General features: G+C 37.1%; 22 protein-coding genes. 18 read left to right on the plus strand and 4 right to left on the minus strand.

Features of this window, described 5'->3' with window-relative positions:
- The 18 genes from R2Q78_RS08685 to R2Q78_RS08770 all read left to right on the plus strand — a co-directional run bounded on the left by R2Q78_RS08685 (position 1) and on the right by R2Q78_RS08770 (position 20,118).
- Entirely contained in the window at positions 1 to 1,302 is a 1,302-nt protein-coding gene (locus tag R2Q78_RS08685; RefSeq protein ID WP_316790858.1) for a nucleotide sugar dehydrogenase, read from the plus strand.
- A 4-nt stretch (positions 1,303 to 1,306) separates the two neighbouring features.
- Positions 1,307 to 2,290: an SDR family oxidoreductase gene (locus R2Q78_RS08690; protein ID WP_316790860.1), complete on the plus strand. Its 984-nt coding sequence runs from the start codon at positions 1,307 to 1,309 to the stop codon at positions 2,288 to 2,290.
- Position 2,291: 1 nt separating this feature from the next.
- A complete protein-coding gene (locus R2Q78_RS08695) occupies positions 2,292 to 3,428 on the plus strand; it encodes a DegT/DnrJ/EryC1/StrS family aminotransferase (protein ID WP_316790862.1) in 1,137 nt (378 codons plus the stop codon).
- Positions 3,429 to 3,430: 2 nt separating this feature from the next.
- A complete protein-coding gene (locus R2Q78_RS08700) occupies positions 3,431 to 4,009 on the plus strand; it encodes an acyltransferase (protein WP_316790864.1) in 579 nt (192 codons plus the stop codon).
- Between the two features lies 1 nt (position 4,010).
- The gene (locus R2Q78_RS08705) at positions 4,011 to 5,048 is read left to right on the plus strand and encodes a Gfo/Idh/MocA family oxidoreductase (protein WP_316790865.1); all 1,038 of its coding nucleotides are present in this window, start codon (positions 4,011 to 4,013) and stop codon (positions 5,046 to 5,048) included.
- A gap of 1 nt (position 5,049) precedes the next feature.
- Positions 5,050 to 6,288 (plus strand): polysaccharide pyruvyl transferase family protein, encoded by a 1,239-nt coding sequence (locus R2Q78_RS08710; protein ID WP_316790867.1) that lies wholly within the window; start codon positions 5,050 to 5,052, stop codon positions 6,286 to 6,288.
- A gap of 16 nt (positions 6,289 to 6,304) precedes the next feature.
- Positions 6,305 to 7,711 (plus strand): lipopolysaccharide biosynthesis protein, encoded by a 1,407-nt coding sequence (locus R2Q78_RS08715; RefSeq protein WP_316790869.1) that lies wholly within the window; start codon positions 6,305 to 6,307, stop codon positions 7,709 to 7,711.
- A gap of 22 nt (positions 7,712 to 7,733) precedes the next feature.
- Positions 7,734 to 8,291, plus strand: coding sequence for an acyltransferase (locus R2Q78_RS08720; protein ID WP_316790871.1), 558 nt, complete (start codon positions 7,734 to 7,736; stop codon positions 8,289 to 8,291).
- Positions 8,292 to 8,352: 61 nt separating this feature from the next.
- Positions 8,353 to 9,477 (plus strand): glycosyltransferase family 4 protein, encoded by a 1,125-nt coding sequence (locus tag R2Q78_RS08725; RefSeq protein WP_316790873.1) that lies wholly within the window; start codon positions 8,353 to 8,355, stop codon positions 9,475 to 9,477.
- A 13-nt stretch (positions 9,478 to 9,490) separates the two neighbouring features.
- The gene (wecB, locus tag R2Q78_RS08730; protein WP_316790875.1) at positions 9,491 to 10,537 is read left to right on the plus strand and encodes a non-hydrolyzing UDP-N-acetylglucosamine 2-epimerase; all 1,047 of its coding nucleotides are present in this window, start codon (positions 9,491 to 9,493) and stop codon (positions 10,535 to 10,537) included.
- Positions 10,538 to 10,561: 24 nt separating this feature from the next.
- Positions 10,562 to 11,857 carry a glycosyltransferase gene (locus tag R2Q78_RS08735; RefSeq protein ID WP_316790877.1) on the plus strand — a complete coding sequence of 432 codons (1,296 nt, stop codon included), beginning with the start codon at positions 10,562 to 10,564 and terminating at the stop codon, positions 11,855 to 11,857.
- A 77-nt stretch (positions 11,858 to 11,934) separates the two neighbouring features.
- Positions 11,935 to 13,185: an EpsG family protein gene (locus R2Q78_RS08740; RefSeq protein ID WP_316790879.1), complete on the plus strand. Its 1,251-nt coding sequence runs from the start codon at positions 11,935 to 11,937 to the stop codon at positions 13,183 to 13,185.
- A 15-nt stretch (positions 13,186 to 13,200) separates the two neighbouring features.
- Complete coding sequence (locus R2Q78_RS08745; protein WP_316790882.1) at positions 13,201 to 14,538, plus strand: hypothetical protein; 1,338 nt, start codon at positions 13,201 to 13,203, stop codon at positions 14,536 to 14,538.
- A gap of 7 nt (positions 14,539 to 14,545) precedes the next feature.
- The gene (locus R2Q78_RS08750; protein ID WP_316790884.1) at positions 14,546 to 15,718 is read left to right on the plus strand and encodes a glycosyltransferase family 4 protein; all 1,173 of its coding nucleotides are present in this window, start codon (positions 14,546 to 14,548) and stop codon (positions 15,716 to 15,718) included.
- Complete coding sequence (locus R2Q78_RS08755; protein WP_316790885.1) at positions 15,705 to 16,334, plus strand: sugar transferase; 630 nt, start codon at positions 15,705 to 15,707, stop codon at positions 16,332 to 16,334. The genes R2Q78_RS08750 and R2Q78_RS08755 overlap by 14 nt, the downstream gene beginning before the upstream one ends.
- Positions 16,315 to 16,959 carry an acetyltransferase gene (locus tag R2Q78_RS08760; protein WP_316790887.1) on the plus strand — a complete coding sequence of 215 codons (645 nt, stop codon included), beginning with the start codon at positions 16,315 to 16,317 and terminating at the stop codon, positions 16,957 to 16,959. Before R2Q78_RS08755 ends, R2Q78_RS08760 begins: the two co-directional genes overlap by 20 nt.
- Positions 16,956 to 18,110 carry a DegT/DnrJ/EryC1/StrS family aminotransferase gene (locus tag R2Q78_RS08765; protein WP_316790888.1) on the plus strand — a complete coding sequence of 385 codons (1,155 nt, stop codon included), beginning with the start codon at positions 16,956 to 16,958 and terminating at the stop codon, positions 18,108 to 18,110. Before R2Q78_RS08760 ends, R2Q78_RS08765 begins: the two co-directional genes overlap by 4 nt.
- A gap of 55 nt (positions 18,111 to 18,165) precedes the next feature.
- The gene (locus R2Q78_RS08770; RefSeq protein WP_316790890.1) at positions 18,166 to 20,118 is read left to right on the plus strand and encodes a nucleoside-diphosphate sugar epimerase/dehydratase; all 1,953 of its coding nucleotides are present in this window, start codon (positions 18,166 to 18,168) and stop codon (positions 20,116 to 20,118) included.
- Here R2Q78_RS08770 and rfbC read toward each other — a convergent pair.
- From rfbC to R2Q78_RS08790, 4 genes are all read right to left on the minus strand, one after another.
- On the minus strand, positions 20,108 to 20,665 hold the full coding sequence (gene rfbC, locus R2Q78_RS08775) for a dTDP-4-dehydrorhamnose 3,5-epimerase (RefSeq protein WP_316790892.1): 558 nt from the start codon (positions 20,663 to 20,665) through the stop codon (positions 20,108 to 20,110). The genes R2Q78_RS08770 and rfbC overlap by 11 nt on opposite strands.
- Positions 20,666 to 20,695: 30 nt before the next feature.
- On the minus strand, positions 20,696 to 21,556 hold the full coding sequence (rfbA, locus tag R2Q78_RS08780; RefSeq protein WP_316790894.1) for a glucose-1-phosphate thymidylyltransferase RfbA: 861 nt from the start codon (positions 21,554 to 21,556) through the stop codon (positions 20,696 to 20,698).
- A 111-nt stretch (positions 21,557 to 21,667) separates the two neighbouring features.
- On the minus strand, positions 21,668 to 24,085 hold the full coding sequence (locus R2Q78_RS08785) for a glycoside hydrolase family 95 protein (RefSeq protein WP_316790896.1): 2,418 nt from the start codon (positions 24,083 to 24,085) through the stop codon (positions 21,668 to 21,670).
- A 154-nt stretch (positions 24,086 to 24,239) separates the two neighbouring features.
- A complete protein-coding gene (locus R2Q78_RS08790) occupies positions 24,240 to 25,766 on the minus strand; it encodes a RagB/SusD family nutrient uptake outer membrane protein (protein ID WP_316790898.1) in 1,527 nt (508 codons plus the stop codon).
- Positions 25,767 to 25,775: the final 9 nt, after the last annotated feature.

The raw sequence follows: 25,775 nt of genomic DNA on the forward strand, positions 1-25,775 counted from the left end.
ATGCAAATAAATATTACCGATGCAAAAATTGCAGTGATTGGCTTAGGGTATGTCGGGTTACCTTTGGCGGCAGCCTTTGCCAGGAAATATCCCGTAATTGGATTCGATATTCATCAGACTCGTATAGACGAGCTAAGAAGCGGATTTGATCGTACGTTGGAACTAGATAATAATCAATTGATCGAGGTTACGGTTTCATCTCCAACCATAGTAGGATTGTTCTGTACTAACCAATTGGAAGAAATGAAAAGCTGTAATGTTTTTGTTGTTACTGTTCCAACTCCAACAGATAAAAATAATCGCCCGGATTTAACACCTCTTTACAAAGCAAGTGAAACCGTTGGGAAGGTTTTGAAAAAAGGTGATGTAGTTGTTTACGAGTCTACCGTATATCCTGGAGTAACAGAAGATGAATGTATTCCGGTATTAGAAAAGATTAGTGGATTAAAATATAATGTTGACTTTTATGCTGGATATTCTCCTGAGAGAATCAATCCGGGAGATAAAGAACATACAGTTACAAAGATTTTGAAGGTAACCTCCGGCTCAACTCCCGAAATTGCAGAGTACGTAGATCAGTTATATAAATCGGTTATCACTGCAGGCACGCACAAGGCAAGTAGCATCAAGGTCGCTGAAGCTGCTAAAGTGATTGAAAATTCACAGCGTGACATCAATATCGCTTTTGTTAACGAATTAAGTAAAATATTCAATAGAATGGGTATTGATACTCATGAGGTATTAGAAGCTGCGGGTACGAAATGGAACTTCCTGAACTTTAAGCCAGGTTTAGTAGGGGGGCACTGCATTGGTGTAGATCCTTATTACCTTGCTCAAAAAGCTCAGGAACTAGGTTATCATCCAGAAATAATTTTGGCAGGTCGGCGATTGAATGATGACATGGGTGCTTATGTTGCACAAGAAGTCATAAAATTGATGATTAGGAAAGATATTCAAATCAAAAATGCCAACGTTTTAGTTTTAGGCTTTACCTTTAAGGAAAACTGTCCCGATGTTCGCAATACTAAAGTTATTGATATTATTAGTGAGTTAAAGACATACAATACTAATATTACGGTATTTGATCCATGGGCAAAACCAAATGAAGTTATGCATGAATATGGTTTGGAGACTACCAACGAAATTGAGGTGATTAATAGACAGACATATGACGCGATCATATTGGCTGTCAGCCATAATGAGTTTAAGCGACTGGATATTTCTAAATTGAAATGTAATAATTGTGTGATTTACGATGTAAAAGCATTTTTAGATAAAGACATAGTAGATTCAAGATTGTAAAAAAATGTACGAAACTAAACACCATCGAGAAGATTTGACAGGTAAATCTTTTTTAATCACAGGAGGAGCCGGATTTATAGGCTCTAATCTGGTGGAATACCTTTTAAAACATGGTGCCGGGAAAGTCAGGATATTAGATAATTTTTCCACAGGTTCACATGAAAATATAGCGCAGTTTAGGGATAATGCAGCTTTTGAAATAGTCGAGGGTGATATAAGGAGTCTTGAAGACTGCAGACTGGCAGTTGCTGGAATAGATTATGTTTCTCATCAGGCAGCGCTTGGTTCGGTTCCCAGGTCAATTAATGATCCAATCACTTCTAATGAGGTAAATATTTCAGGTTTCTTGAATATATTAGTTGCAGCAAGGGATGAGGGCGTCAATGGGTTTGTTTATGCAGCAAGCTCGAGTACATATGGTGACCATCCCGCTTTGCCTAAGGAGGAAGAAAATATTGGCAATCCTCTATCTCCCTATGCAGTGACTAAATATGTAAACGAGCTTTACGCTTCCGTTTTTTCAAGAACTTACGGATTCCATACAATAGGTTTACGCTATTTTAATGTTTTTGGACCTCGTCAGAATCCTAAAGGCCCTTATGCTGCAGTAATCCCTCTCTTTATAGAATCAGCACTGAAAGGTGAAGCCCCATTTATAAATGGTGATGGGGAGACAAGCAGGGATTTTACTTTTGTAGAGAATGCAGTTCAGGCAAATATAAAAGCTTTGTTAACCAGCGGCCTAAACAGCAATGAGGTGATTAATATTGCTTTTGGACAGCGTACGACATTAAATGAATTGTGGGATAGAATTGCTGAAAGAACAGGACTTGAGATAAAACCAGCTTATCGTGAGGAAAGAAGAGGAGATGTGAAGCATAGCTTGGCATCTATTCAGAAAGCAAAAAATTTAGTAGGCTATGATCCGGGATTTTCTGTATTAGAAGGCTTGGATATTTCTTTGAATTGGTATAAGAATAACAGTTAAGATGAAAGCAGCTCAAACCATACAAATGGTTGATTTAAAAAATCAATATTTAAAGATAAAACCTGAAATTGATAAAGCATTAATTGAAGCCGTAGAAGCTACCGCCTACATCAATGGCCCTGAGGTAAAGCAGTTTATTCAGAGTTTGAAAGATTTTAATAAAGTTAAGAGAGCAGTTACTTGCGCAAATGGAACTGACGCATTACAAATTGCTATGATGGCTCTTGACTTTAAGCCTGGGGATGAAGTCATCGTTCCCGCATTTACATATATTGCAACTGTCGAAGTTATAGCACTTCTTGGGCTCGTCCCGAGATTTATCGACGTGAGAAAAGATACATTTGAACTGGATTATACACAACTTGATGCTTTAATTTCAGAGAAAACCGTTGGAATTATTCCTGTTCACCTTTTTGGACAATGTTCCAATATGGTACCAATTCTATCTATAGCTAAGAAGCACAATATTGCAGTTATCGAAGATACGGCGCAAGCAATGGGGGCGGAATATATATATGCAGATGGAACAAAATCATTTGCCGGCACAATAGGTGATATAGGAACTACATCTTTCTTTCCGTCTAAAAATTTAGGTTGCTTTGGAGACGGGGGTGCTCTTTTGACTCAAAATGAAGGGTTGGGTGAAAAAGTGCATATTATTGCTAATCATGGTCAAAGGAAAAAGTATTACCATGAAACTATTGGGGTTAATTCGCGTTTGGACACAATTCAGGCCGCGATCCTAAATGTTAAAATCAAATACTTAAATGATTATAGTTTTGCCAGGCAGAAAGTGGCAAAAAAATATGATGCTGCACTAGGTAATATAGATGGATTATCTATTCCTGTGCGTGCAACTTATTCAACGCACGTTTTCAATCAATATACATGCAGAGTAAGTAACGGTAAAAGAGACGAACTCAAGTATTATCTGGAAGAGAGAGGAATACCGACAATGATTTACTATCCTGTGCCTGTTCATTTGCAAGAAGCTTATTCTATTTATGGATATAAAAAAGGAGATTTTCCTATATCTGAACAGTTGTGTAATGACGTCATTTCATTTCCCATTCACACAGAAATGCAAGATGACGTTCAGGAATTAATTATAGAGAATATCCTCACTTTTTTTAGATAATAATGGAGAGCAATTATTTCGTTCATGCCACAGCCATAGTAGATGAAGGAGCTTCAATTGGAGAGCTTGTTAAAATTTGGCATTTTTCTCACATTATGTCAAATTGTACGATAGGAGATAAATGTAACATCGGTCAAAATGTGGTTATTTCTCCAGGCGTCATTTTAGGTAAAAACGTCAAAATACAAAATAATGTATCTATTTATGAGGGAGTTACGTGTGATGATGACGTTTTTTTGGGGCCGTCAATGGTCTTTACTAACGTAGTTAATCCCCGCAGTGCAATTAATCGTCGAGGACAATATTCAAAAACACATGTTGGACGTGGGGCATCCATTGGAGCAAACGCAACCATTGTTTGTGGTCATGATATAGGAGAATTTGCATTTATTGGTGCAGGTGCTGTAGTTACTAAAACCGTCCCTGCGTATGCCCTTGTTGTTGGCAACCCTGCAAAGCAATTGGGATGGGTAAGTGAATATGGACATCGTTTAAATTTTAACTCAGAAGGTTTGGCGATTTGTGAGGAAAGTAATCAGGAGTATAAATTGGAAAATAATACAGTAACCAGAATAAAATAAAATGGCAATAAATAGAAAAATAAGATTCGCCGTTATAGGATGTGGACATATAGGCAAAAGACACGCCAGTATGATTCAGGGTAATGAGCATTTCGAACTTGTCGCTTTGTGTGATGTTAAATCAAAAGAAACATTAGGTATAGATGCTCATTCCTCTGCCAAATTCTTCTCATCAATTGATGAGCTTCTATCTGCAGATATTGCAATTGATGCCGTCGCTATTGCGTCTCCAAACGGATTTCATGAAGAACATGCCCTAGCTGTTTTAGAAAAAAGTTGCCACGTTGTTGTTGAAAAACCAATGGCCCTTACCAAAGCAGGATGTGAACGTATTATTTTTAAGGCTCTTCAAAAGCACAAACAGGTGTTTTGTGTTATGCAAAATAGATATTCTCCACCGTCTGTTTGGTTAAAGACTATTCTTGATGAAGGAGTTTTGGGTAAAATTTTTATGGTACAAACCAATTGTTATTGGAATAGAGACGATAGATACTATAAGCCTGATCAAAAAACGGGAAAGCCTACTTCCTGGCATGGAACAAAAGAATTAGACGGTGGCACTCTATTTACTCAGTTTTCTCACTTTATCGATTTGATGTATTGGTATTTTGGGGATATAAAAAATGTAAAAGCCAGATTTAATGATTTTATTCATGAAAAAAGCACTGAATTTGAGGATTCCGGTTTCATAAGTTTTGATTTTGTAGATGGTGGCATGGGTAGTTTAAGCTATTCTACAGCCGTGTGGGATAAAAATTTAGAAAGTTCCATCACGATTATAGCAGAACACGGATCTGTAAAGGTTGGCGGTCAATATATGAATGAGGTTGAATATTGTCACATTAAAAATTATATCATGCCAGAGCTTCCTCCAAGTAATCCTCCAAATGATTATGGTCCGTATAAGGGCTCTGCTGCAAATCATCATTATATATATGAGAATATTTCTGATGTAATAAATAACGAAGGAAGTATAACCACAAATGCGCTTGAGGGTCTCAAAGTGGTGGATATCATTGAACGGATCTATTCCTCATAAAATGAATATAGAAAAACTCAAAAAAATAGTAATTTTTGGAAGCTATAATAAACAAAGTGTAGGAGATAAGGCAATACTTATCTCCATTATTGATTTGTTATTCAGAAATTCAGCAAATAAAATCGTTGTTGAGGTAATTTGCTTCGACTCCGAAGCTATTCAGGAAGAATTGAAATTTTTTCCATGGTCGCCTTCAGTGAATGTTGTGCCATTTCAAGAAAATTTGCAGTATGCACCCGGCAAAAAGCTATCCGTTGGAGTAAAAAATAAATTAGGAAAATTTATTCCTAGGAGTTTGATTCATGCTATAAGTTCGGTTAAATTTTATTACAATTATAAACCTAAATTTGATACGAATGCCGATTTACTAATTATTGGTGGGGGAAACTTGCTAATGGATTTATTTCCATCTTGGCTAATTATGCCGTATGTAATCACACGAAGATTTAAGTGTCCATATGTAATCGCGGGTGTTGGAGCTTTCCCAATCAAAACGTTATTTGGGAGTTTGATAATAAAAAGGCTATTAAAGTCCTCCTCATTGAATTATGTGAGAGATAAGAAAACTTATGATTTGGTGAAAAAAGGTTATGGAATTGACTGTAACCTTCACCCCGATTTCGCATTTTCCTACCCAACGGAAGTTGAGGAAAATGGAGATAAGAATGAAAATATGATTGCGGTAAACATAGCTCCAATATTCAGTCCACAATGGCCATATTCCGACGAGGCCAAGTTTGAAAATTTTATAAATATTATAGCAGAAGGTTTGTATTATGAGCTTCTTAATAATAACGCCTACAACAAACTTTTATTTTTCGATAGTAACTATCCAACTGATAGATTAGGAGCTCTTAACATTATCAATAAATTGTTAGCTATGGGTATAGATAAGTCTCGCTTAGTATACAAAGATGAAATAACAAGTAGTCAAGGTATCGTGAATATGCTTCGCGGTGTAAAATTCTGTATTGTAACGCGTTTGCATGCTGGAATACTTGCATTGGACGCTGGCGTACCTGTTTTGGGGATAGCTTATCAACCAAAAGTCCGGGATGTGTTTCATTTGGCTGGACTTGACAAGGGCGTGATTGATATAAAAGAAATCGACGGATTCAGTTTATTTTTACGAGACTTCTCTGAAAATAGTTCCGATTTTAAGTTAAGCAAAGAAGTTAAAGGGAATCTGAGAATCAAAAATGAAGTTGTAATAAAAAGAATACTAGCTGTATCGAACTAATCTTATTTAATATCTTATGAGTCAAGGAAATGCTCTTTTGAAAAACACGTTTGTATACGCAATAGGTAATTTTGGTTCTAAAATTCTGACCTTTCTCTTGTTGCCTTTATTTTCTTATTACTTGACAACTGGTGATTTTGGAATTTATGATATAATTCTAACTACCATAAGTTTATTGGTCCCCTTTGTCACGATGCAATTTTCTGAAGCCTCATACCGTTGGCTGTTAGATTCTGGCGACGACGAAAAGGCAAAGTCTGTTGCGATTACAAACGGATTCACTGTGATATTTATAAGTGCCGTAGTTTATTGTGCCTTTTATGTAATTTTATCTCGGTTTATTGATTTTAAATTAACTATTTATTTTCCAGTTATACTTTTTGTTTCTAGTTTTTTACCCTTTTTTCAGCAAGCGGCGAGAGGTTTAGGTAAGAAGAAACTTTATTCAATAGCAGGGATTATTAGCGCTGCTTTCGTGTTGCTTTTTAATGTATGCTTTCTAATTCTGTTTAAATTGAAGTTGGAAAGTCTTCTGTTGGCAATGGTCTTATCAAATTCGATAGTTATATGCTTTCTTATCATTTCAACAAAAGTTTTCCGTTTTTTTGAATTCAAAAATCTTCGCTTAATCCATATCAAAGCAATGTTAAAGTATTCTTGGCCCCTGATACCTAATACTATAAGTTGGTGGCTTATAAACGCGGCTGATAAATACATAATACTCTATGTATTACATGCGGAAGCTAACGGTATTTATGGCGTTTCAAGTAGATTCCCCGCCATAATTGCACTAGTGAACTCGGTTTTTTTAATGGCATGGCAAGACGAAGGTATTACTAGTAAGGAAACGGACTATTCAACTAAAAATAGTTTCTTTGCCCGGACTTTTCATAAGTTCATTGCTTTCGAGTTAACTTTCGTTGCAATATTGATTTGCATATCACAATATTTGGTCAAATACTTTCTAGACCCTAAATTTTATGATTCCTGGCGCTATATTCCTTTTCTATTTTTAGGTGTAGCTTACTCTTCTTTCTCAGCGTACATTGGCGTTGCATACCAGCGCGCTAAGAAAACAAAAGGTATATTTACTACCACAATAATTGGAGGTGTGGTAAATATTTTAATCAGTCTACTGTTCATAAAACACATAGGATTATATGCTCCAGCTTTAGGCACTTTTGTAAGTTTTTTTATAGTATTTTTGGTAAGGAAACATGAAACTAATGCTTTTTCTCCGGTATATATCGACAAAATCCTTTTAACCCTTTTAACCTTTTGGGGTATCATATGTGTAGCGGTGACCTCATTCAGCAATGTTTATATAAACATCATTTTTACGCTATTTTCAATAGTTATTTTCGTTATGTGTAATCGTCCGCTACTTAAGTATGGTTATGGATTATTAAAGAGAAATAAATAATTATTAGGTTAGAACATATTCAATGAAATCAATATATAAAATCATTTTAAACTATAGAAATAAGCTCATTCTTAAGAGGATCACTAGTAAGTTCGGAAGCATAGGTGTCGGGGTCAAAATATGGAAGGATATAAAGGTATCCTTTCCGAGCAAACTCGTTATTGGTGATCATGTGTATATAGGGCCAAATGCTTTTATTCAGGCGTTAGGTGGCGTGGGTATAGAAAGAGGAACTATAATAGGGCCTGATTTGCGATTGTATTCCGCTAATCATAGATTTAAGCAGGCAGCCTCGATTCCGTATGACGAACACTATGATAAACGACAAGTTATGGTTAAGGAAAACGTTTGGATAGGTGGCGGGGTAATAATAGTTCCGGGTGTCGTTATTGAAGAGGGCGCAGTTGTAGGAGCGGGGAGTGTTGTAACAAAGTCCGTTCCAAAATTCGCCATCGTGGCAGGGAATCCTGCTAAGGTAATTGGTTATCGCGACGAAGAAGAATATTTGAGGCTCAAATCTGAAGATATGATTTATTTAAAATTGAAGAACTCAGGTTCAATCAGGCCTAATTATTTGTGATTACTCAGTTAAAGATTTTTATAAAATGATGCATATACTATTACTTCCATCATGGTACCCCATGGAAACTAGGCCTTTAATAGGAACATTCTTTCAAGAGCAAGCTTCTGCATTAAAATCTATGGAACTAAAAGTTGGTGTTGTGGCAGTGAATCAACAGCCCTTGAAAGATATAGGTAAACCCTTATTCAATAACGGTTTAGTATCAAAGACTGTTCATAATGATATACCTACCTATATTCAGGAAATTCGTTCATGGTTACCTAGAATACCTTACGGTAATGCATTTTTATCTAAACGCGCATTCCACAGAATCATTGATTTATATATCGAGGAACATGGTGTTCCAGACATTATTCATGCTCATTCAGTCTTCTTTGGCGGCTATGCTGCGGTAACACACAAACTCAAAATAAAAACTATTTTAACAGAGCACAATAGTGGATTTGTACGAGGTCGGTTTAATAGAGGTTGGCAAAAGAATTTGGTGAATTCAGTTTTGCAAAAGGTTTTACTTAAAATATCGGTAAGTAATTTTTTTTCAAATGCTCTATGGAAGCAATATCCAAAGCATGGAGAGTGGGTTACTATCCCAAATATAGTCGATAAACGTTTTTTTTTAAAGCCAATAAAATCTAAGGAATCAAGCGATCTTACCTTTTTAAATATAGGATTTTTGACTCCTGTAAAGGGACAGAGGTCTTTATTAACCGCGTTTGCATCGTTATTAAATCAGGTTCCTAATTGCATACTTAATATTGGAGGAGATGGGCCTTTGAAGGCAGAGTTGATAGAGTATGCCAGGAATCTAGGTATAGAAGAAAAGGTGTTTTTTCTAGGGAACTTAACTAGATCTCAAGTTCAAGATCATATGTTAAGTTCTGATTTTTTTGTTCTCAACAGCAATTTTGAGACATTTGGAGTTGTATTGATTGAAGCATTGGCTTCAGGATTACCAGTATTAAGCACTAAATCGGGAGGACCACAGGATATAATAAATGATTCTAATGGTATTTTGGTAGATAATCATGACCATGACGCGTTAGTTGATGGATTATTAACGTTATGTGAGAATAAAAATCAATATAATAAAGTGCATATAAGAGATGATTGTTATAATCGATTCTCAGAAGAGTCGGTTGCACGTACATTAACTAACACCTATTTAAAAGTTTTACAAGTATAATTTTGGATTACAGATGAAAATCTTAACTATTATCGGAGCCCGACCACAATTCATAAAGCATTTTCCCTTTGAGAAAGCCTGTGAAGGAAAATTAGAATTACAAACCATTCACACAGGACAACACTATGATGCTAATATGAGCGAGATTTTTTTTAAGCAATTAGGAATGAAAAAACCTGATTTTATATTAAATACAGGGAGTGGCAATCATGGAGCGCAAACAGCTTCAATGATGATAGAGATAGAGCAGATAGTTTTATCACAGAAGCCCGATGGGATTGTAGTATATGGTGATACAAATTCTACGTTGGCTGGAGCATTAGTCGCTTCAAAACTTCATGTTCCGTTGTTTCATATTGAGGCTGGATTGAGAAGTTTTAATAAAAAAATGCCAGAAGAGGTGAACAGGATTCTTACAGACCATGTATCAGATATGCTTTTTATTCCCTCCGAAGCTGCGGAGGCTAATCTTTCTAACGAAGGAATAACAAAAGGTGTTTATGTAATTGGAGATATAATGAAAGACTTGGTAAAGCAAGTAAAAGAGAAAGGACTTATAAGAAGTTCACCGTGTGATGATCCTTACTATTATGTTACTCTTCACAGGCCCTATAACACAGATGATACCAGTCGTCTAAAGTATATTTTAGAAGAACTTAATCTTTTAAGGTTTAAAGTTATAATGGCACTACATCCTAGAACCAAAAATCTCATGAAAAAGTTTGAGTTAAAACAAGAATCATATAATAATATTTCATTTATTGATCCTCAATCATATTTCGATAATTTAACGTACTTGTCTTTTTCAGAGGGTCTTATAACTGATAGTGGTGGAATGCAAAAGGAAGCGTATTGGTTGAACAAAAAATGCGTTACTATACGAACGGAAACAGAGTGGATCGAAACTGTGACCTTGGGAGGAAATTCTTTATTATTCGAAGATTTATCATCAATGCAAGATTCTATTGAAAAACCAATTGAAGCCTGGGACTTTAATCTTTATGGTGATGGATTTGCAGCTGAACATATAGTAGATAGAATTGTAGCTTATTTTGCATAGTGTAAGGATGATATGTTAAACCACATGAAGAAAAAAGTACTTATTATTTCCTACAGTTATCCACCGTCAAATGCACCAGCGGCACAACGGCCATATGCAGTCGCAAAATATCTGAACAAAGAAGAGTTTGAGGTCACAGTCATAACATGTGGCAATGCTGATAGTTCTTTGGGTTATAACGAAGGGTTTGATCCTGAACTTCCAAGTGTTAAATTAATAAAAGTAAATAGCTTGATAGGCAGTGGTGCATCGAAACTGAGAGAAAGCAAAATGAGTAGTAAAAGGAACTTTAAAAGTAGGTTAAAGTCATCCTTATTTAATCTTCTGTCTTCTATGGTTGTGCCAGATAAAGCTATATTTTGGTATCCAAAAGTTCGCAGATACTTAAACAATCACGCGGATCTGATTTATAAAACAGATGTACTATTTACAACTTCTCCCGCTTTTTCCAATCATTTATCAGGTTTATTCGTTAAAAATCGAAACAATGATGTTTTATGGATAACTGAAATGAGAGATTTTCATTCAATTGAGAGAACTACTCTTGCTAGAAATTTAAAACAATTAATAGACAGAAGGTTGGAGCGTTTAGTTATAGAAAGGTCAGATAAAGTTTGTTTTATATCTCATTCCATGAAAGAGATATATGAAAAATATTATCAGAGTTTTAACAATAAATTTAGCGTAATCTACAATGGATTTGATTTATCCGATTTCCAGAATTTAGATATAGGTAAAACAGCAAATAGAAAGCTGACCATATTTTACGCTGGAAGTTTTTATCAAGGAGTTAGATCCCCTTTACCATTACTTAGAATATTGGACAGCTTAATCGAAAGTGGAAGAATAACTCCAGACGAACTGGAAATTCGCATAGCCGGCAACTTTGAAAGTGCGTTAAAGGAGGAGGTGAAGTCCTTTCATTCTTATCGTTCGATTAGTTTTATAGGCAATATTCCTCGTGCCGAGGTACTTAGACAATTAGTTGATGCGGATCTGTTATGGTTAATCGTAGGGAATAAATCTACTCATTATACTGGTGTGCCTATCAAGTTCTTTGAATATCTAGGAGCCAGAAGACCTATATTGAATTTTGCGCCGGGTCTTTCAGAGCCGTCAAGGATTATTTCAGAAAATAAACTAGGATGGAATTTTGATACTTCAGAATTTAATTTGGGAGACTCTGTAGAAGTTTTTGAACAAATTATCGACAGCCACAAATCGGGATTATTAGCTGAAAGTCTGCAAGATAAGTCCTTTCCAGAATTTGATAGGCAACATCAAGGTAAACTATTTGATAAATTATTCAGTGGACAATGAACTTTTTGAAAATAAACCTATTATCTAAATGAATAACAGCTATTTGTATGTCAAACTGTAATATAACTAACTAGAATATGCTTAAGAGAATTGGGGGGTTCGGTTTTCCCTTATTGTTTGCTTTGCCAGTAGCAGGTTTTTTCGCTTCCTTATGTAATATCCGATCTAAATCTAGCGCATTTGTTTATGTCGCATTTGCTATGTTATTTGGATACGCTATTTCATTTTCAGATCCATCTGCCGATTCCTACAGGTATGCTGAGGCTTTTCAAAGATTTGACAATACACTTAATTACAATACCATTGTCCAACTTTATCGAAATGGTGAATTGCGAGATATGTACCGATTATTGCTGTTCTATTTTGTATCGTTGTTTTCAAGTAATCCCAAGGTGGTATATGCTTGTGCAGGCTTGGTATATGGTATATTTAGTTATTTATCCTTGCTGATATTTGTTCGCGAACGAGGGAACAAATGGGATAAATATACATTAGCATTAGCTTTAGTATTCTTTACATATATATCGCTCGCGAGTATCAATGGGTTTAGGTTTAACACTGGTGCCTTAGTGTTGTTTTATTCGACTTACCAATTTATTATTAAGAGAAAGACAATTTGGGTATTCGGAATTTTAATCACACCATTGTTTCACTACGGTATCATATTAATGATACCAGTTATCCTTTTCTACAAACTTGTAGAACGTTTGCTATACACTAAAGATGAGGTAAAGTCCATTTTATTCTATGCATTCATTTTGGCCTTTATTGCCTCCTGGATTTTAGGAGCCAATTCTATAAACTTGAGCTTTTTAAGTCAGGCAGATGTTCTGTCTGGTGCTGTGGGTGCGAGAATGAACTATATCAATAGTTCTGAAGTTGCGAATCTTGTTGAGAATAGAGGTGAATCGTCACTTTTCTTAGGTATTCAAAAATATTTTGGATATGGGATTAAAATATATGTGTTTGTGGTAATTTTATTCTTAAGGAAATTGTTGAATCGGGCAAAGAAGGACAAGATAGAATTCTCAAGATTATTTGCTTTCGTTTTATTTTTTTATTCAGTTGCCTTTATAGCAAGTTCAATTCCTTCGGGAGGGAGGTTCCTTAATATTGGTCATTTGTTTATGATATTGCTTTTAGGAAGATGTTACGCGGTTTATAAGGGGGAAGATATTAGAAAATTAATCCTTTGGGCCTTACCAGTATTTTCTTTTAATATTGCCTTCATAAATTTCATGTTGCCTTTCTTGATACTCAGTCCAACAATTTGGTATGGTAACCTTTTTTGGATTATAATTGAGGGATTGGATTTTTACTTGTCGTAAGCACTTCAAAAGATTATGAAGAAAATATATACAAAATTACCTTTGGGACTCCAAAATTTAGTTTTAACATTAATAAATACATACAAGTACTATCAAAAATATGGCGCCATTCCTATATTCAACCCGCTAAAGAAAATTATTCAGGAGCTTGATGTTAGTAAGTTTAATGACGATTTAGTAGTAGAGAGAATAAACCGTTTGATAAGTTATGCAACAGCAAATGTTCCATATTACCGAAAAAATAAGGATCTTTATATACCTCTAAAAACTGTTAAGGATCTTGAAAGAATCCCAATTCTAAAAAAATCGACTTTGAAGGAACATAATGGAGATTTCATTTCTGTAGAAGCGAATAAATATAATTCTTATAGCTTTAAAACCAGTGGGTCAACAGGAACCCCTCTTTATGGAGCTATAAAAAACTCTGAATTAAGGACACGGTTTGAGATGTTTCTTACGTCACTGAAAATCGAAGGCATAGACTATTCAAGGCCTTTAGCTCGATTTCCAGGAGCAGATTTGGCTAGGACGGGAAAAGTTTTCAGGCGCGATTTTATCAACGGTCATATGCTCTTTTCCATCTATCATTTATCAGATGCCAAAATCTGTGAATATCATAAAGCTTTAAGTCATTATAAAATTGAAATATTAGAGGGATATCCTTCGACAATTGTTTCGTTAGTGCGGTTTTTGAAGGCAAATAAATTATCACTACCGTATGTAAAACACGTACTAACAACTGCGGAAAAACTTTTGGATAACCATCGGCAAGAAATTGAAGAGTTTTTTGATACTAAAGTTTTCGATTTTTATGGGTCTTCGGAAGGATCTGTTTATATGTTCTCAACAAAAGAGGGACATTATTTAAACTCAAATATAATCGGATTTTTTGAGTGCGTTGATGAAAATCACGAAACTGTTAAGCTAAATGAGAGTGGAAGATTAATTGTTACAAGTTTTAGTAGCTCCTATACGCCCCTTATACGTTATGATATCGGTGACTATGCTACGATTATATCAAGTGATAGGGATGTAATCAAGGTAAAAGAAATCCAAGGTAGACAAGAAGAAATATTTATCACTCCGCAAGGAAAGGCATTTGGCCGCTTCTCACTGATTTTGAAATATCTTCCATCTACTATTATGGAATCTCAATTGATTTTGACACAGCGAAGTAATAAGGCGAAGATCGAATATATTTCGGTTATAGAATTGAGTATTGATAATTTCGAACTATTTGAAGAAAAGCTTAATTCATTACTGGAGATGAATTTTACATTTGAGTATCAAAGAATAGAAAAATTTGATAAATCAAAAAGAGGAAAATTAAGTGCTGTTAAAATATATACGTAATACCACTATGTTTAAACCTAAATTGATTAGAATTACTACCGTTCCCATTTCCCTAGAGAAATTGATTTCCGGTCAAATGGCATTTATGGGTAATAAAGGATTTGAGGTAAGTATGGTGTCTTCAGATTTTAAAGATAGCGACATACTGTCGAAGAAGGAACATGCGGACTTTATACCTGTTAATATGACAAGAAGAATCACCCCTCTTGCCGATCTGAGAGCATTATATCAGCTGATTGATGTTTTCAGAAGAATAAAACCCTCTATTGTTCACACCCATACGCCTAAAGCGGGATTGTTAGGAATGGTTGCGGCTAAGATGGCCGGGGTACCTATTAGGCTTCATACTGTCGCTGGGTTGCCTTTGATGGAAGCAACGGGCCCTAAAAGAAAATTACTCGAAGCTGTTGAAAAAATCACTTATGCCTGCGCAACTTTTGTCTATCCCAATTCCGGAAACTTAAAAGATTTTATAATAGCATCAGGTTTTTCGAAACCGGAAAAATTGAAAGTTATAGGGAACGGCAGTAGTAATGGGATAAATACCGAAGAATTCAAACGAGCACCGCAGATTGATGAGCATGCCAATGCAATCAAGGCACAATATCGAATAAAAGAAGAGGATTTTATATTCGTTTTTATTGGAAGGCTGGTAAAGCATAAAGGGATTGAAGAATTAGTGTCAGCATTTTCTGTTTTGAATAAAAAAGATCAAAATGTCAAATTATTACTGGTAGGTCCACAAGAAGAAAAACTTGATCCGCTGTCTAGTGGGTGTTTGAGAGAAATTGAAGAAAATCCTGCCATCATTGCAGTAGGTTACCAAACAGATGTCAAACCATATTTGTCATTGAGCAAAGCCCTAGTTTTTCCATCCTATCGTGAGGGATTCCCTAATGTTCCAATGCAGGCCGGCTGTTTCGATCTTCCTTGTATTGTTACTAATATTAATGGATGTAATGAAATAATTGTGAACGGCGAAAATGGATTGATTATACCTGTAAAAGATAGAGATGCTTTATTATCCGCAATGGAAACACTATATCTAGATAAAACTTTATATCCCAAAATGGCTTCAATAGCCAGGGAAATGATTGTAAAGAGGTATGATCAAGAAAGGGTTTGGCAGCTAATTTTGGAAGAATATAAAAAACATCTAAAAAATAATGGAGTTGTATAGAAAGGCATTAAAACGTTTCATGGATTTGGTCGTAGGCATTGCGGCATTTTTGATTGCTTTGCCAGTTTTTGCCATAGTTATGATTTTCCTAACCATTGCAAATAACGGAAAACCATTTTTCTTTCAAGTCAGACCTGGTAAGCACGGAAAATTATTTAAAATCATCAAGTTCAAAACTATGAATGATAAAAGGGGGGCTGATGGTGAATTGTTACCTGACGCACGGAGGTTGACATCTGTTGGGGCTTTTGTACGTAAAACTTCTCTCGACGAAATTCCTCAGTTAATCAATGTTATCAAAGGAGATATGAGTCTTATAGGTCCCAGACCTCTCCTTGTTGAGTATATTCCGCTATATTCCACCGAACAGGCAAGAAGGCATGAAGTCAGGCCAGGTATCACTGGTTGGGCACAGGTAAATGGAAGAAATGCAATCAGCTGGGAAAAGAAATTTGAGTGCGATATTTGGTATGTAGACCATCTATCATTAGCTTTGGACCTGAAAATTGTATTGATGACCTTACATAAAGTATTTAAAAGTGAGGGGATTAGTCAAGATGGACAAGTAACTATGACAAAGTTTACAGGAACAGTTAATGGCAGACAAGGCGCTTAACGTATATCTCATCGGTGCTCGCGGGCATTCTAAAGTAATCGCCGATATTTTGAATGTACAAAAGCGTTTGATAGGAGGTGTATTCGACAGGGATGCGCATATTAAACAAATGCTCGAATTTTTTGTCGAAAATCAACCCGAAGAAGGCCAATGGCCCTCACCGGCACTTTTTATCATCGGAATAGGCAATAATTTTATAAGAAAGAGAATAGCCGAAGAAAATCATGACGTAATGATTTTTACAACTGCAGTGCATCCAAGATCCACAATATCTTCCTATGTTACCATTGGTGAAGGAACAGTTGTGATGGCGGGCGCTGTTGTTAACGTTGACTCATATATTGGTAAACACGTCATTTTGAATACGAATTGTTCGATAGATCATGACTGCATTTTAGGAGATTATGTACATGTTTCGCCTAATGCTGCTTTAGCTGGTAGTGTCGAGGTAGGGGAAGGAACTCATATCGGAATCGGTACAAATGTAATTCAAGGCATAAAAATTGGTAGATGGGTGACGATAGGTGCGGGATCGGTAGTTATCCGCGATGTTCCTGACTACGCTGTGGTAGTTGGAAACCCTGGAAGAATTATTAAATATAATAAAAAGGACATATTAAAATGAACTCAAAAATCTGGTTATCTTCTCCCCATATGGGCGGTAATGAACAAAAGTATGTAAATGAAGCTTTTGAAACCAATTGGATTGCTCCACTCGGTCCCCACGTAGATGGATTCGAGAAAGATCTTTCAGCATATACGGATGTTAAGCATGCTGCAGCCCTAAGTTCTGGTACTGCAGCAATTCACCTGGCTTTGATCATGCTGGGAGTACAGGCAGGAGATGAAGTCATCTGTCAGTCAATGACGTTTTCTGCCAGTGCAAACCCTATCGCATATCTTGGTGCAGTTCCGGTCTTTATTGATAGTGAGACTGATACCTGGAACATGTGTCCTGTATTTCTTTTAAAAGCGATTAAGGATCGGCTTGCAAAAGGTAAAAAACCAAAAGCGATTATCCCAGTCCACTTGTACGGTATGCCCGCGAAAATGGACGAGATCTTAGCTATCGCAAAAGAATATGATATCCCAGTTGTAGAAGACGCTGCAGAAGCCTTGGGCTCGTCCATCAATGGAAAATCAGCCGGAAGCTTCGGCACGCTGGGCATCCTTTCATTTAACGGAAACAAGATCATTACCACTTCGGGCGGTGGCGCATTAATTTCAGACAACGAGGATTTTATAAAAAAATCAAGGTTTTTAGCTACGCAAGCCCGTGATGCTGCACCTCATTATCAGCACAGTGAAATTGGTTACAATTATCGCATGAGTAATGTGTGCGCAGCGATAGGGCGTGGGCAAATGGAGGTTTTAGATGATCACATTGATAACAGAAGAGCAAATTTTGAATTTTATAAAAATGAACTTTCCAGTATCGATGGTATTACTTTCTTGGAAGAGCCAGAAGGGTACAGATCTAATCGGTGGCTAAGTACTATATTGATAGATCCTAAGCTTACAGATGGTATAACCCGTGAAGACATCAGACTGGATTTAGAAAAAGATAATATTGAGTCAAGACCTCTTTGGAAACCTATGCATTTACAGCCAGTATTTGAAAACAGTCCATATTATGGTAATGGAATCTCTGAAGAACTATTCAAAAATGGGTTATGTATCCCTTCGGGTTCAAATTTGGAACGACAGGATCTTGAAAGAGTAGTTGGGAAGATAAAGAACTTAATGTGTACGAGAAAAATACCAATAAGTGGGTAACGATAATTGGTGTAGTTTTTGCTAACTTTGCATATGGTTAAATTATACTAGATATATGTTCTCCAAAATTGAAATTGTACCCAGATGGATAATTTTTACCATTGACCTTTGTCTGTCAGTGGTAGCTATGATGTTAGCAAAAATATTGAAGCACAATTTTATTTTAGCCGACTTAAATATTCTGGCCTTATATAAATCAATTGTTTTGGTGGTAGTGATAAATACCATTGTTTTTTTTAACATCAAAACATTTGCTGGAATTGTTCGATATACTAGTGCACAAGATTCTTTTAGAATACTCTTTGCGGTAACGCTAAGCGCATTAATCCTGTTTTTTACCAATGCGCTGTTTATCGTATTCGGCTTTGAGCATTTTGTTAGTAATGTAACTATTATAATATACACTCTGTCTAGCTTCTTGTTCTTAATTACATACAGGGTGATTGTCAAGTATTTTTTTATGTATATTAAAAATGCAAATCTTGATAAAATTCGTGTAATTATTTATGGCGCAGGCGAAGCTGGGGTGGCTACCAAAAGAACTTTTGATCACGATGCTAAAGTCAATAAAAATATTATGGCATTTGTGGACGACGATCTTCGTAAAGTGGGGAAGACCATTGATGGTATAAAAATTCTCGACGCGGGAATGCTGGAAACGTTGATTGTGAAGCACGAGGTCGATGAGATTATTTTCGCCTCTTATACCATTCCTCAAGAAAGGAAAGAGCAGATCGTTGACGTTTGTTTAGAAAATGATGTAAACATTCTTAATATTCCACCGGCAGATGTATGGGCAAGAGGAGATGTTAAACCGAAGCAGATTCAAAATTTGAACATCGAAGACCTGTTGAATAGAAAATCTATACAGATTAATATTGAAGGGATCCAAAAGCAATTAAAAGACAAACGTATCTTAATCACTGGTGCCGCAGGATCAATTGGAAGTGAAGTTGTGAGACAGCTGATGAAATTTGAAACCGGACTGATCATCATGTGTGACCAGAGTGAGACCGCTTTACATAATCTATATCTGGAGATGGAGGAACGCCATCAAAGTACAAACTTTCATGCCTTCATTGGTGATGTAAAAGATGAGAAAAGGATGTCTTTTTTATTTGAGACTTATAAACCTCATTACGTTTACCATGCTGCTGCTTACAAGCATGTACCAATGATGGAAGATAATCCCGCGGAGGCAATTAAAACAAATGTATTAGGCACGAAGACGATTGCAGACATGTCCGTAAGGCACGGCGTTCAAAAGTTTGTGATGATTTCTACTGATAAGGCAGTAAATCCTACCAATATCATGGGCGCATCAAAACGTATCGCTGAAATATATGTGCAGTCACTAAACAACTCATTAAATAATCCCAATCTTATTTTTAGTAATGGTTTAAGTTATCTAAATGATGGTAACGTAAAGCCAATTACAAAATTTATTACTACACGTTTCGGGAATGTATTGGGATCAAATGGCTCTGTAATTCCAAGGTTTAAGCAACAGATTGAAAAGGGTGGTCCACTTACAGTGACTCATCCTGAAATAACCAGGTATTTTATGACCATTCCTGAGGCCTGCAGGTTGGTTCTGGAGGCGGGTTGTATGGGTAAAGGTGGAGAGATCTTCATCTTCGATATGGGTAAGTCTGTAAAGATTGTCGAGCTGGCCAAAAAGATGATCCGTCTTGCCGGTTTAATTCCTAATAAGGATATCGCGATTACATATACTGGGCTTAGACCAGGCGAAAAGCTTTTTGAAGAACTATTAAACGACAATGAAAATACGATGCCTACGCATCATGAAAAGATCATGATTGGCAAGGTTAGAGAATATGTATTCAACGAGATAGAGAAACAAGTCTACCAGCTTTTAGATCATGCAATTATAAATGACAACAGAAAAGTTGTCGTGCAGATGAAAAAGATTGTCCCTGAATTCAAGAGTAAGAATTCCAAGTTCGAAGAATTAGACATTGAACTTTCTGAAATGACTATTGATTAGTGGCGAATGCCATCTCTTCAAATGTCGGTAGAATCAAATCCTTATCTGATAAACTTCTATTCTCCTCCGGTATTCCCCAGTCAATACTTAAAGTAGGGTCGTTATATTGTATTCCTCCCTCAGAAGCTTTATTATAACTGTTGTCACACTTATAAGCAAACACTGCTGTTTCGCTCAATACGGAAAATCCATGAGCAAAGCCACGTGGGACATAAAGTTGCAAATTATTTTCTGCGGTTAATTCTACCGACACCCATTGACCGTAAGTCTCAGACTCCTCTCTTAAATCTACAGCAACATCTAACACGCGGCCTTCTATTGCCCTCACTAACTTCGCCTGTGCGTATTCACCTTTTTGAAAATGAAGGCCTCGAATTACACCATAAGTGGATGCGCTTTGGTTATCCTGAACAAAGTGTCCTGACTGCCCCGTAAGCTCCTCGAATTTAGGCTGGTTAAAGCTCTCAAAAAAATATCCCCTGCTGTCTTTAAACACGGTTGGTTCAATAATAAAACAGCCTTTAAGCTTTGTTTCTTGTACTTTCACTAATCTTCAATATATCGTTGTTGTAATAGATTATTTTAATAATTTTAATAGATATGCACCATAACCACTTTTAACCAATGGTTCTGCTACAGCCTTTAGCTGTTCTTTATTGATAAAGCCCATTCTGTAAGCTACCTCTTCAATACATCCTATCTTTAATCCCTGGCGCTCTTCAATGACGTGAACAAACTGACCGGCTTGCATCAATGAAGCAAAGGTGCCCGTATCCAGCCAGGCGGTCCCCCTGCTCAATACACCAACCTTCAATTTACCTTGTTCCAGGTATACTTTGTTTACATCAGTAATTTCATATTCGCCCCTCGCAGAAGGCTTGATATTTTTAGCGATTTCCACAACAGAATTGTCATAGAAATAAAGACCAGGGACCGCATAATCAGATTTTGGATGAGTGGGTTTCTCTTCAATAGATACTGCCTGATTTTGCTCATTAAACTCAACAACTCCATAGCGTTCCGGATCAGAAACACGGTAGGCAAATACTACTCCACCATCCGGATCGGCGCTGGATTGCAGCAACCTTGACATCCCATCACCATAAAAAATATTATCGCCAAGCACCAATGCGACCTTATCGTCACCTATGAAATCGGCACCTATGACAAATGCCTGGGCAAGGCCATTGGGCTGTTCCTGTACTGCATAAGAAAACTTGCAGCCCAATCTGCTTCCGTCACCCAACAGCTTTTCAAAATTAGGCAAATCGTGCGGAGTAGATATTACGAGAATCTCCCGGATTCCCGCAAGCATTAGGGTTGACAAAGGATAATAGATCATCGGCTTATCATAAACCGGCATCATTTGTTTGCTCATTACCAGGGTCAACGGATGCAGCCTTGTTCCGCTTCCACCTGCTAAAATTATTCCTTTCATTAATTATTGGCGTTATTCATCGGTAAATGATTTTTAATTCTGGGCGCAAAGCTAAGAATATTCATTGGAAATGAGGAAGAAACAAAATCCATCACGAATCACGTTAATACTCTATAAGAGCTTCATTAAATTATATTTCTTACCCGCTGTTGTCTTAAATTCTACCTCTTTATCACCATATTTTATCTTGCAATTGCCGCCTGTGTTTGAAAGTAATGAAGCAGCGATGAGATTACCTGCATCCCATTTCATATCCACTACAAAATTGCCACGGGCCACTAAACCTTTTATTTCGCCATTTTTCCATGTTGATGGCAATGATGGCAAAAGTTCTACTACATCTTCATGGCTTTGCAATAACATCTCGGCGATGCCAGCTGTAGCACCAAAGTTTCCATCAATTTGAAATGGAGGATGCGCACAAAATAGATTTGCAAAAGTACCACCACCATTACTCATGTTTATTTTACTGCTGGTGACCGGTTTAAGCAAATCATTTAACAATTTTAATGCCCTATCACCATCTCGTAACCTTGTCCATAAAGCAATTTTCCAGGCTAAAGACCATCCCGTGCCATTATCGGTGCGTGCATTTAAAGATTTCTTTGCGGCCATTGCAAGTTCTGGCGTTTTATTTACAGAAATATCTTTACCCGGATAAACCGCATAAAGGTGAGAAATGTGCCTGTGTGTAGGCTCTGCTTCCTTAAATTCTTCGGCCCACTCCATTAATCTGCCATCAGAAGCAACTTTTGGACGGGCTAAATTTGCAGTAGCATCACGTAACTGGGTTAAAAACTCATCATCATTAACATTTAAAATTTTTGCAGCCTTGGCCGTGTTTGTAAACAATTCATAAATGACTTCCTGATCGTGTGCCGGGCCCATACTAATTTGCGCATTTCCTCCGTCGGGTGTTTTGAAAGTGTTTTCTGGTGAAGCCGATGGCCCAGAAACAAGTTTGCCTGTTTTAACATCTTTAACCAACCAATCCAGGTAGAAAAGTGACGCTTGTTTTAAACTTGGATATGCTGATGCAAGATATTTTTTGTTATTGGTAAAGGCATATCTTTCCCATAAATGTTGAGAAATCCACCCGCCCGCACCAACATGCATACCCCAGCTTGGATGTTCTCCTGGCGAAGTATAGCCCCAAACATTTGTAATGGGATGCAATACCCAACCCTTCATGCCGTATTGTACCCGGGCTGTTTTTTTGCCCGGTTCTTGCAGACAATTTATCAGATCAATCAATTGTTGATTACATTCCGATAAATTGGTAATTTCTGCAGGCCAATAGTTCATTTGCACATTAATGTCGGTGTGATAATCGCCATTCCACGGCGTTTGGATTTGATTAGCCCAAATGCCCTGCAAGTTTGCCGGCAAACTGCCCTTGCGGGATGATGACAGTAACAGGTAACGGCCATATTGGTAGTACAATTCGTATAAACCAAGTTCATTTTTCGTTTCGTGGTTTTTTAGTAGAAGTTCGTTTGTTGGCAAGTCATTTTTAGCATTGCCTAGTTTAAGTGATGAGCGGAACATATAGCTGGAAAAATCTTTTATATGCTGGCTTTTTAGCAAAGTATAATTTTTTGAAATAGCTTTTTTGGTAATCTGATCCAGCTCGGTGGCAAAGGTATTGTTAACATAATCTGGATAATGCAAACGATAGTCTGTTGCTGCGGTAACCACAATAGTCACCGCCGTGGCATTTGTTATTTGGAACCCATTATCGCGAGTTTCTACTTTACCGCCGGTTAAAATGGGCGTTGCGTAAGTTTTATACTGCATTCCATCGCCACCTTTGCCATTATCCATAGCCCCTTGCATTAATAATTTATTTCCCTCAACAGTGGTTTTAAACCTCTCGGGCCTGGTTAATGCCATTTGGAAAGTTATTGCGTTAGGTTTATCGGCCGTTAGACGTATTATTAATGCCCTATCCAGATTAGATGCGAAAATCTCTCTGGTAAAAGTTATGCCATTCTGGGTATATCTGGTAAGCGATATGCCTGTGGTTAAATCTAATTCGCGATGATAATTTTGAAAGCTATTTTCATTTTTAAAATCAAGCCATAAATCTCCCAAAGTTTGAAAACATCCGAAAGGCACATTAGCGCCATTTCCATGTCCAGATCCTGCACCTTTGCAAACCTGTGTTTTATTGGTGAGTTCGGTTGCTTTTTTATACTCACCGGCAAAAAGTAGTGCACGTATTTCAGCCAGATATTTTCCGGCATCGGGGTTATCGCTATCTTGTGGGCTACCGCTCCAAAGCGATTTTTCGTTGAGCTGTATCCTTTCCTTATTTACATCACCAAAAACCATAGCCCCCAAAAAACCGTTCCCAACAGGGAGCGCCTTTAACCATTCTGGATTGTTGGCTACGTCTTTTAAATTGTCTTTAACCAATGCATCAGCGGGTGTTTTAAACCATATTTTATCATTAGTTTTTAATTGAGCCCTAACATTAAAAGTTATGGCGAATAGCAAAAAGAGTATATATTTTTGTCTGTGGTTCATAATGTGTCTCTGATATGCCGTGAATTTAGCAACAACTAAGTAAAGCACCGCGTTTGCCGGTCAATATTGTTGTTACGTTTGTAAAAGTGATGGTAAATTATACATATACCACTGGCTGTTCTATTAGCCAGTGGTATACGTTGAAGCTTAAATACTACTTGATGTAGTCTGGATTTTGTTCCAGTTTTTTATTCCTGTCCAATTCTCCCTGAGAAAAAGGCAATACATTATTCAACTCTCCGAATTTTAATTGTACACCTGCTGGATTTTTCAACAGGGCGAGTTTCGGGCCCATTAAGTTTCTTCGCTTCAGATCAAAGTAGCGATGACCTTCTAAAGCCAGTTCAACCCTTCTTTCGTGAAGAATGAAATCCCTTAATTTCTCCTTTGTATTATAAACTGTTCTATCTATCGGTGGCAAGCCTACACTCGTCCTGGTCCTGATTTTATCGATAGCGTCGTAGATCGCTCCATTAGGCCCGCTTTCTTCGTTTTTGGCTTCTGCATACATCAACAATACATCAGCAAAACGCAAGTGGATAATATTCTGATCGGTAAGCGGTGTTTTACTTCTGTCGAATGGTAGTTTGGACAAGTCGACATACTTCTTTTGAGAATATGTAGTTAGAAGTGGGTCAGATTCATTGAAAACCGTACCGTCCGGATTAATGTATTTCTCTGTTGGCACTTTGATCGTAAATTTCAAGCGCGGATCTCTGTTGTTATAAGGATTTGTACCGTCATAACCCGAACCGGTCTCACCGATCATTTTCCCATTAGCCATTTCATATTCATCTACCAGGTTCTGATAAGGCGCTATGGAGCCATACCAACCCAGCTCAACCAGCACACCTTCGCCGCCCTGAGGGTTATTTGGCGCCAGAAATTTCGTTGAGAATATAATCTCCGGATTATTTTGCTGCGTTGTGGTGAGGAAAAGTTTTTCATAACCGCCCTGGTAAATGCTAAAACCTCCTGATCCGGTCATGACGTCATTCGCAAATTTCGCTGCTTGCGGCCAGTTTTGCTGAGAGAGATACACTTTTGCTTTTAGCGCCTGAGCACTACCCTTTACCGCATGTCCCGCATACGCCACATCTTGTAAATTAGAGATAGCGAAATCCAGATCTTCATGGATAAAGGCCAATACTTCTTCTTTAGAGCTCTTAGCGATTTTTCCTTCATCCACTGTTTTGGGATTAGTCTTATACAATACGACACCTCCGTAAGCTTGAACGAGGTCGAAATAAAACATAGCTCTTAAAAATCTTACTTCGGCTTTATACGTGTTTTTTGCTGCTTCAGTACTAGGCGCTTTATCAATATTTTCTAAAAAGTAATTACAACTGGCAATGCCTTGATAAGGAGCGTTATAAAAGGCTCCAGGTATATTTGTGGGATTTACAATACCCTGTGTTAAATTGCCAAAGCCATAAAAACTGTGCCGGTCTAAAGCGTTGTCGGAATAGGTATCGAGCCATAGTTTCCTATGACCGAAGAAACCTTCCTGTAGTCTCCGGTATACTCCCGCAAGGCCCATTTGAGCATCTGCATCGCTTTTCCAGAACACTTCACTTGAAATAGCTGCTGTGGGATTTTTATCTAGGAAATCTTTCTTGCAAGAGATTAGCATGCCAATTAAAACAATAATTGATGTCATGCCGATAAGTTTTGCTCTCATTTTATATTT

This window comes from Pedobacter frigoris (genome assembly GCF_032678645.1).
Lineage (GTDB): Bacteria > Bacteroidota > Bacteroidia > Sphingobacteriales > Sphingobacteriaceae > Pedobacter > Pedobacter frigoris_A.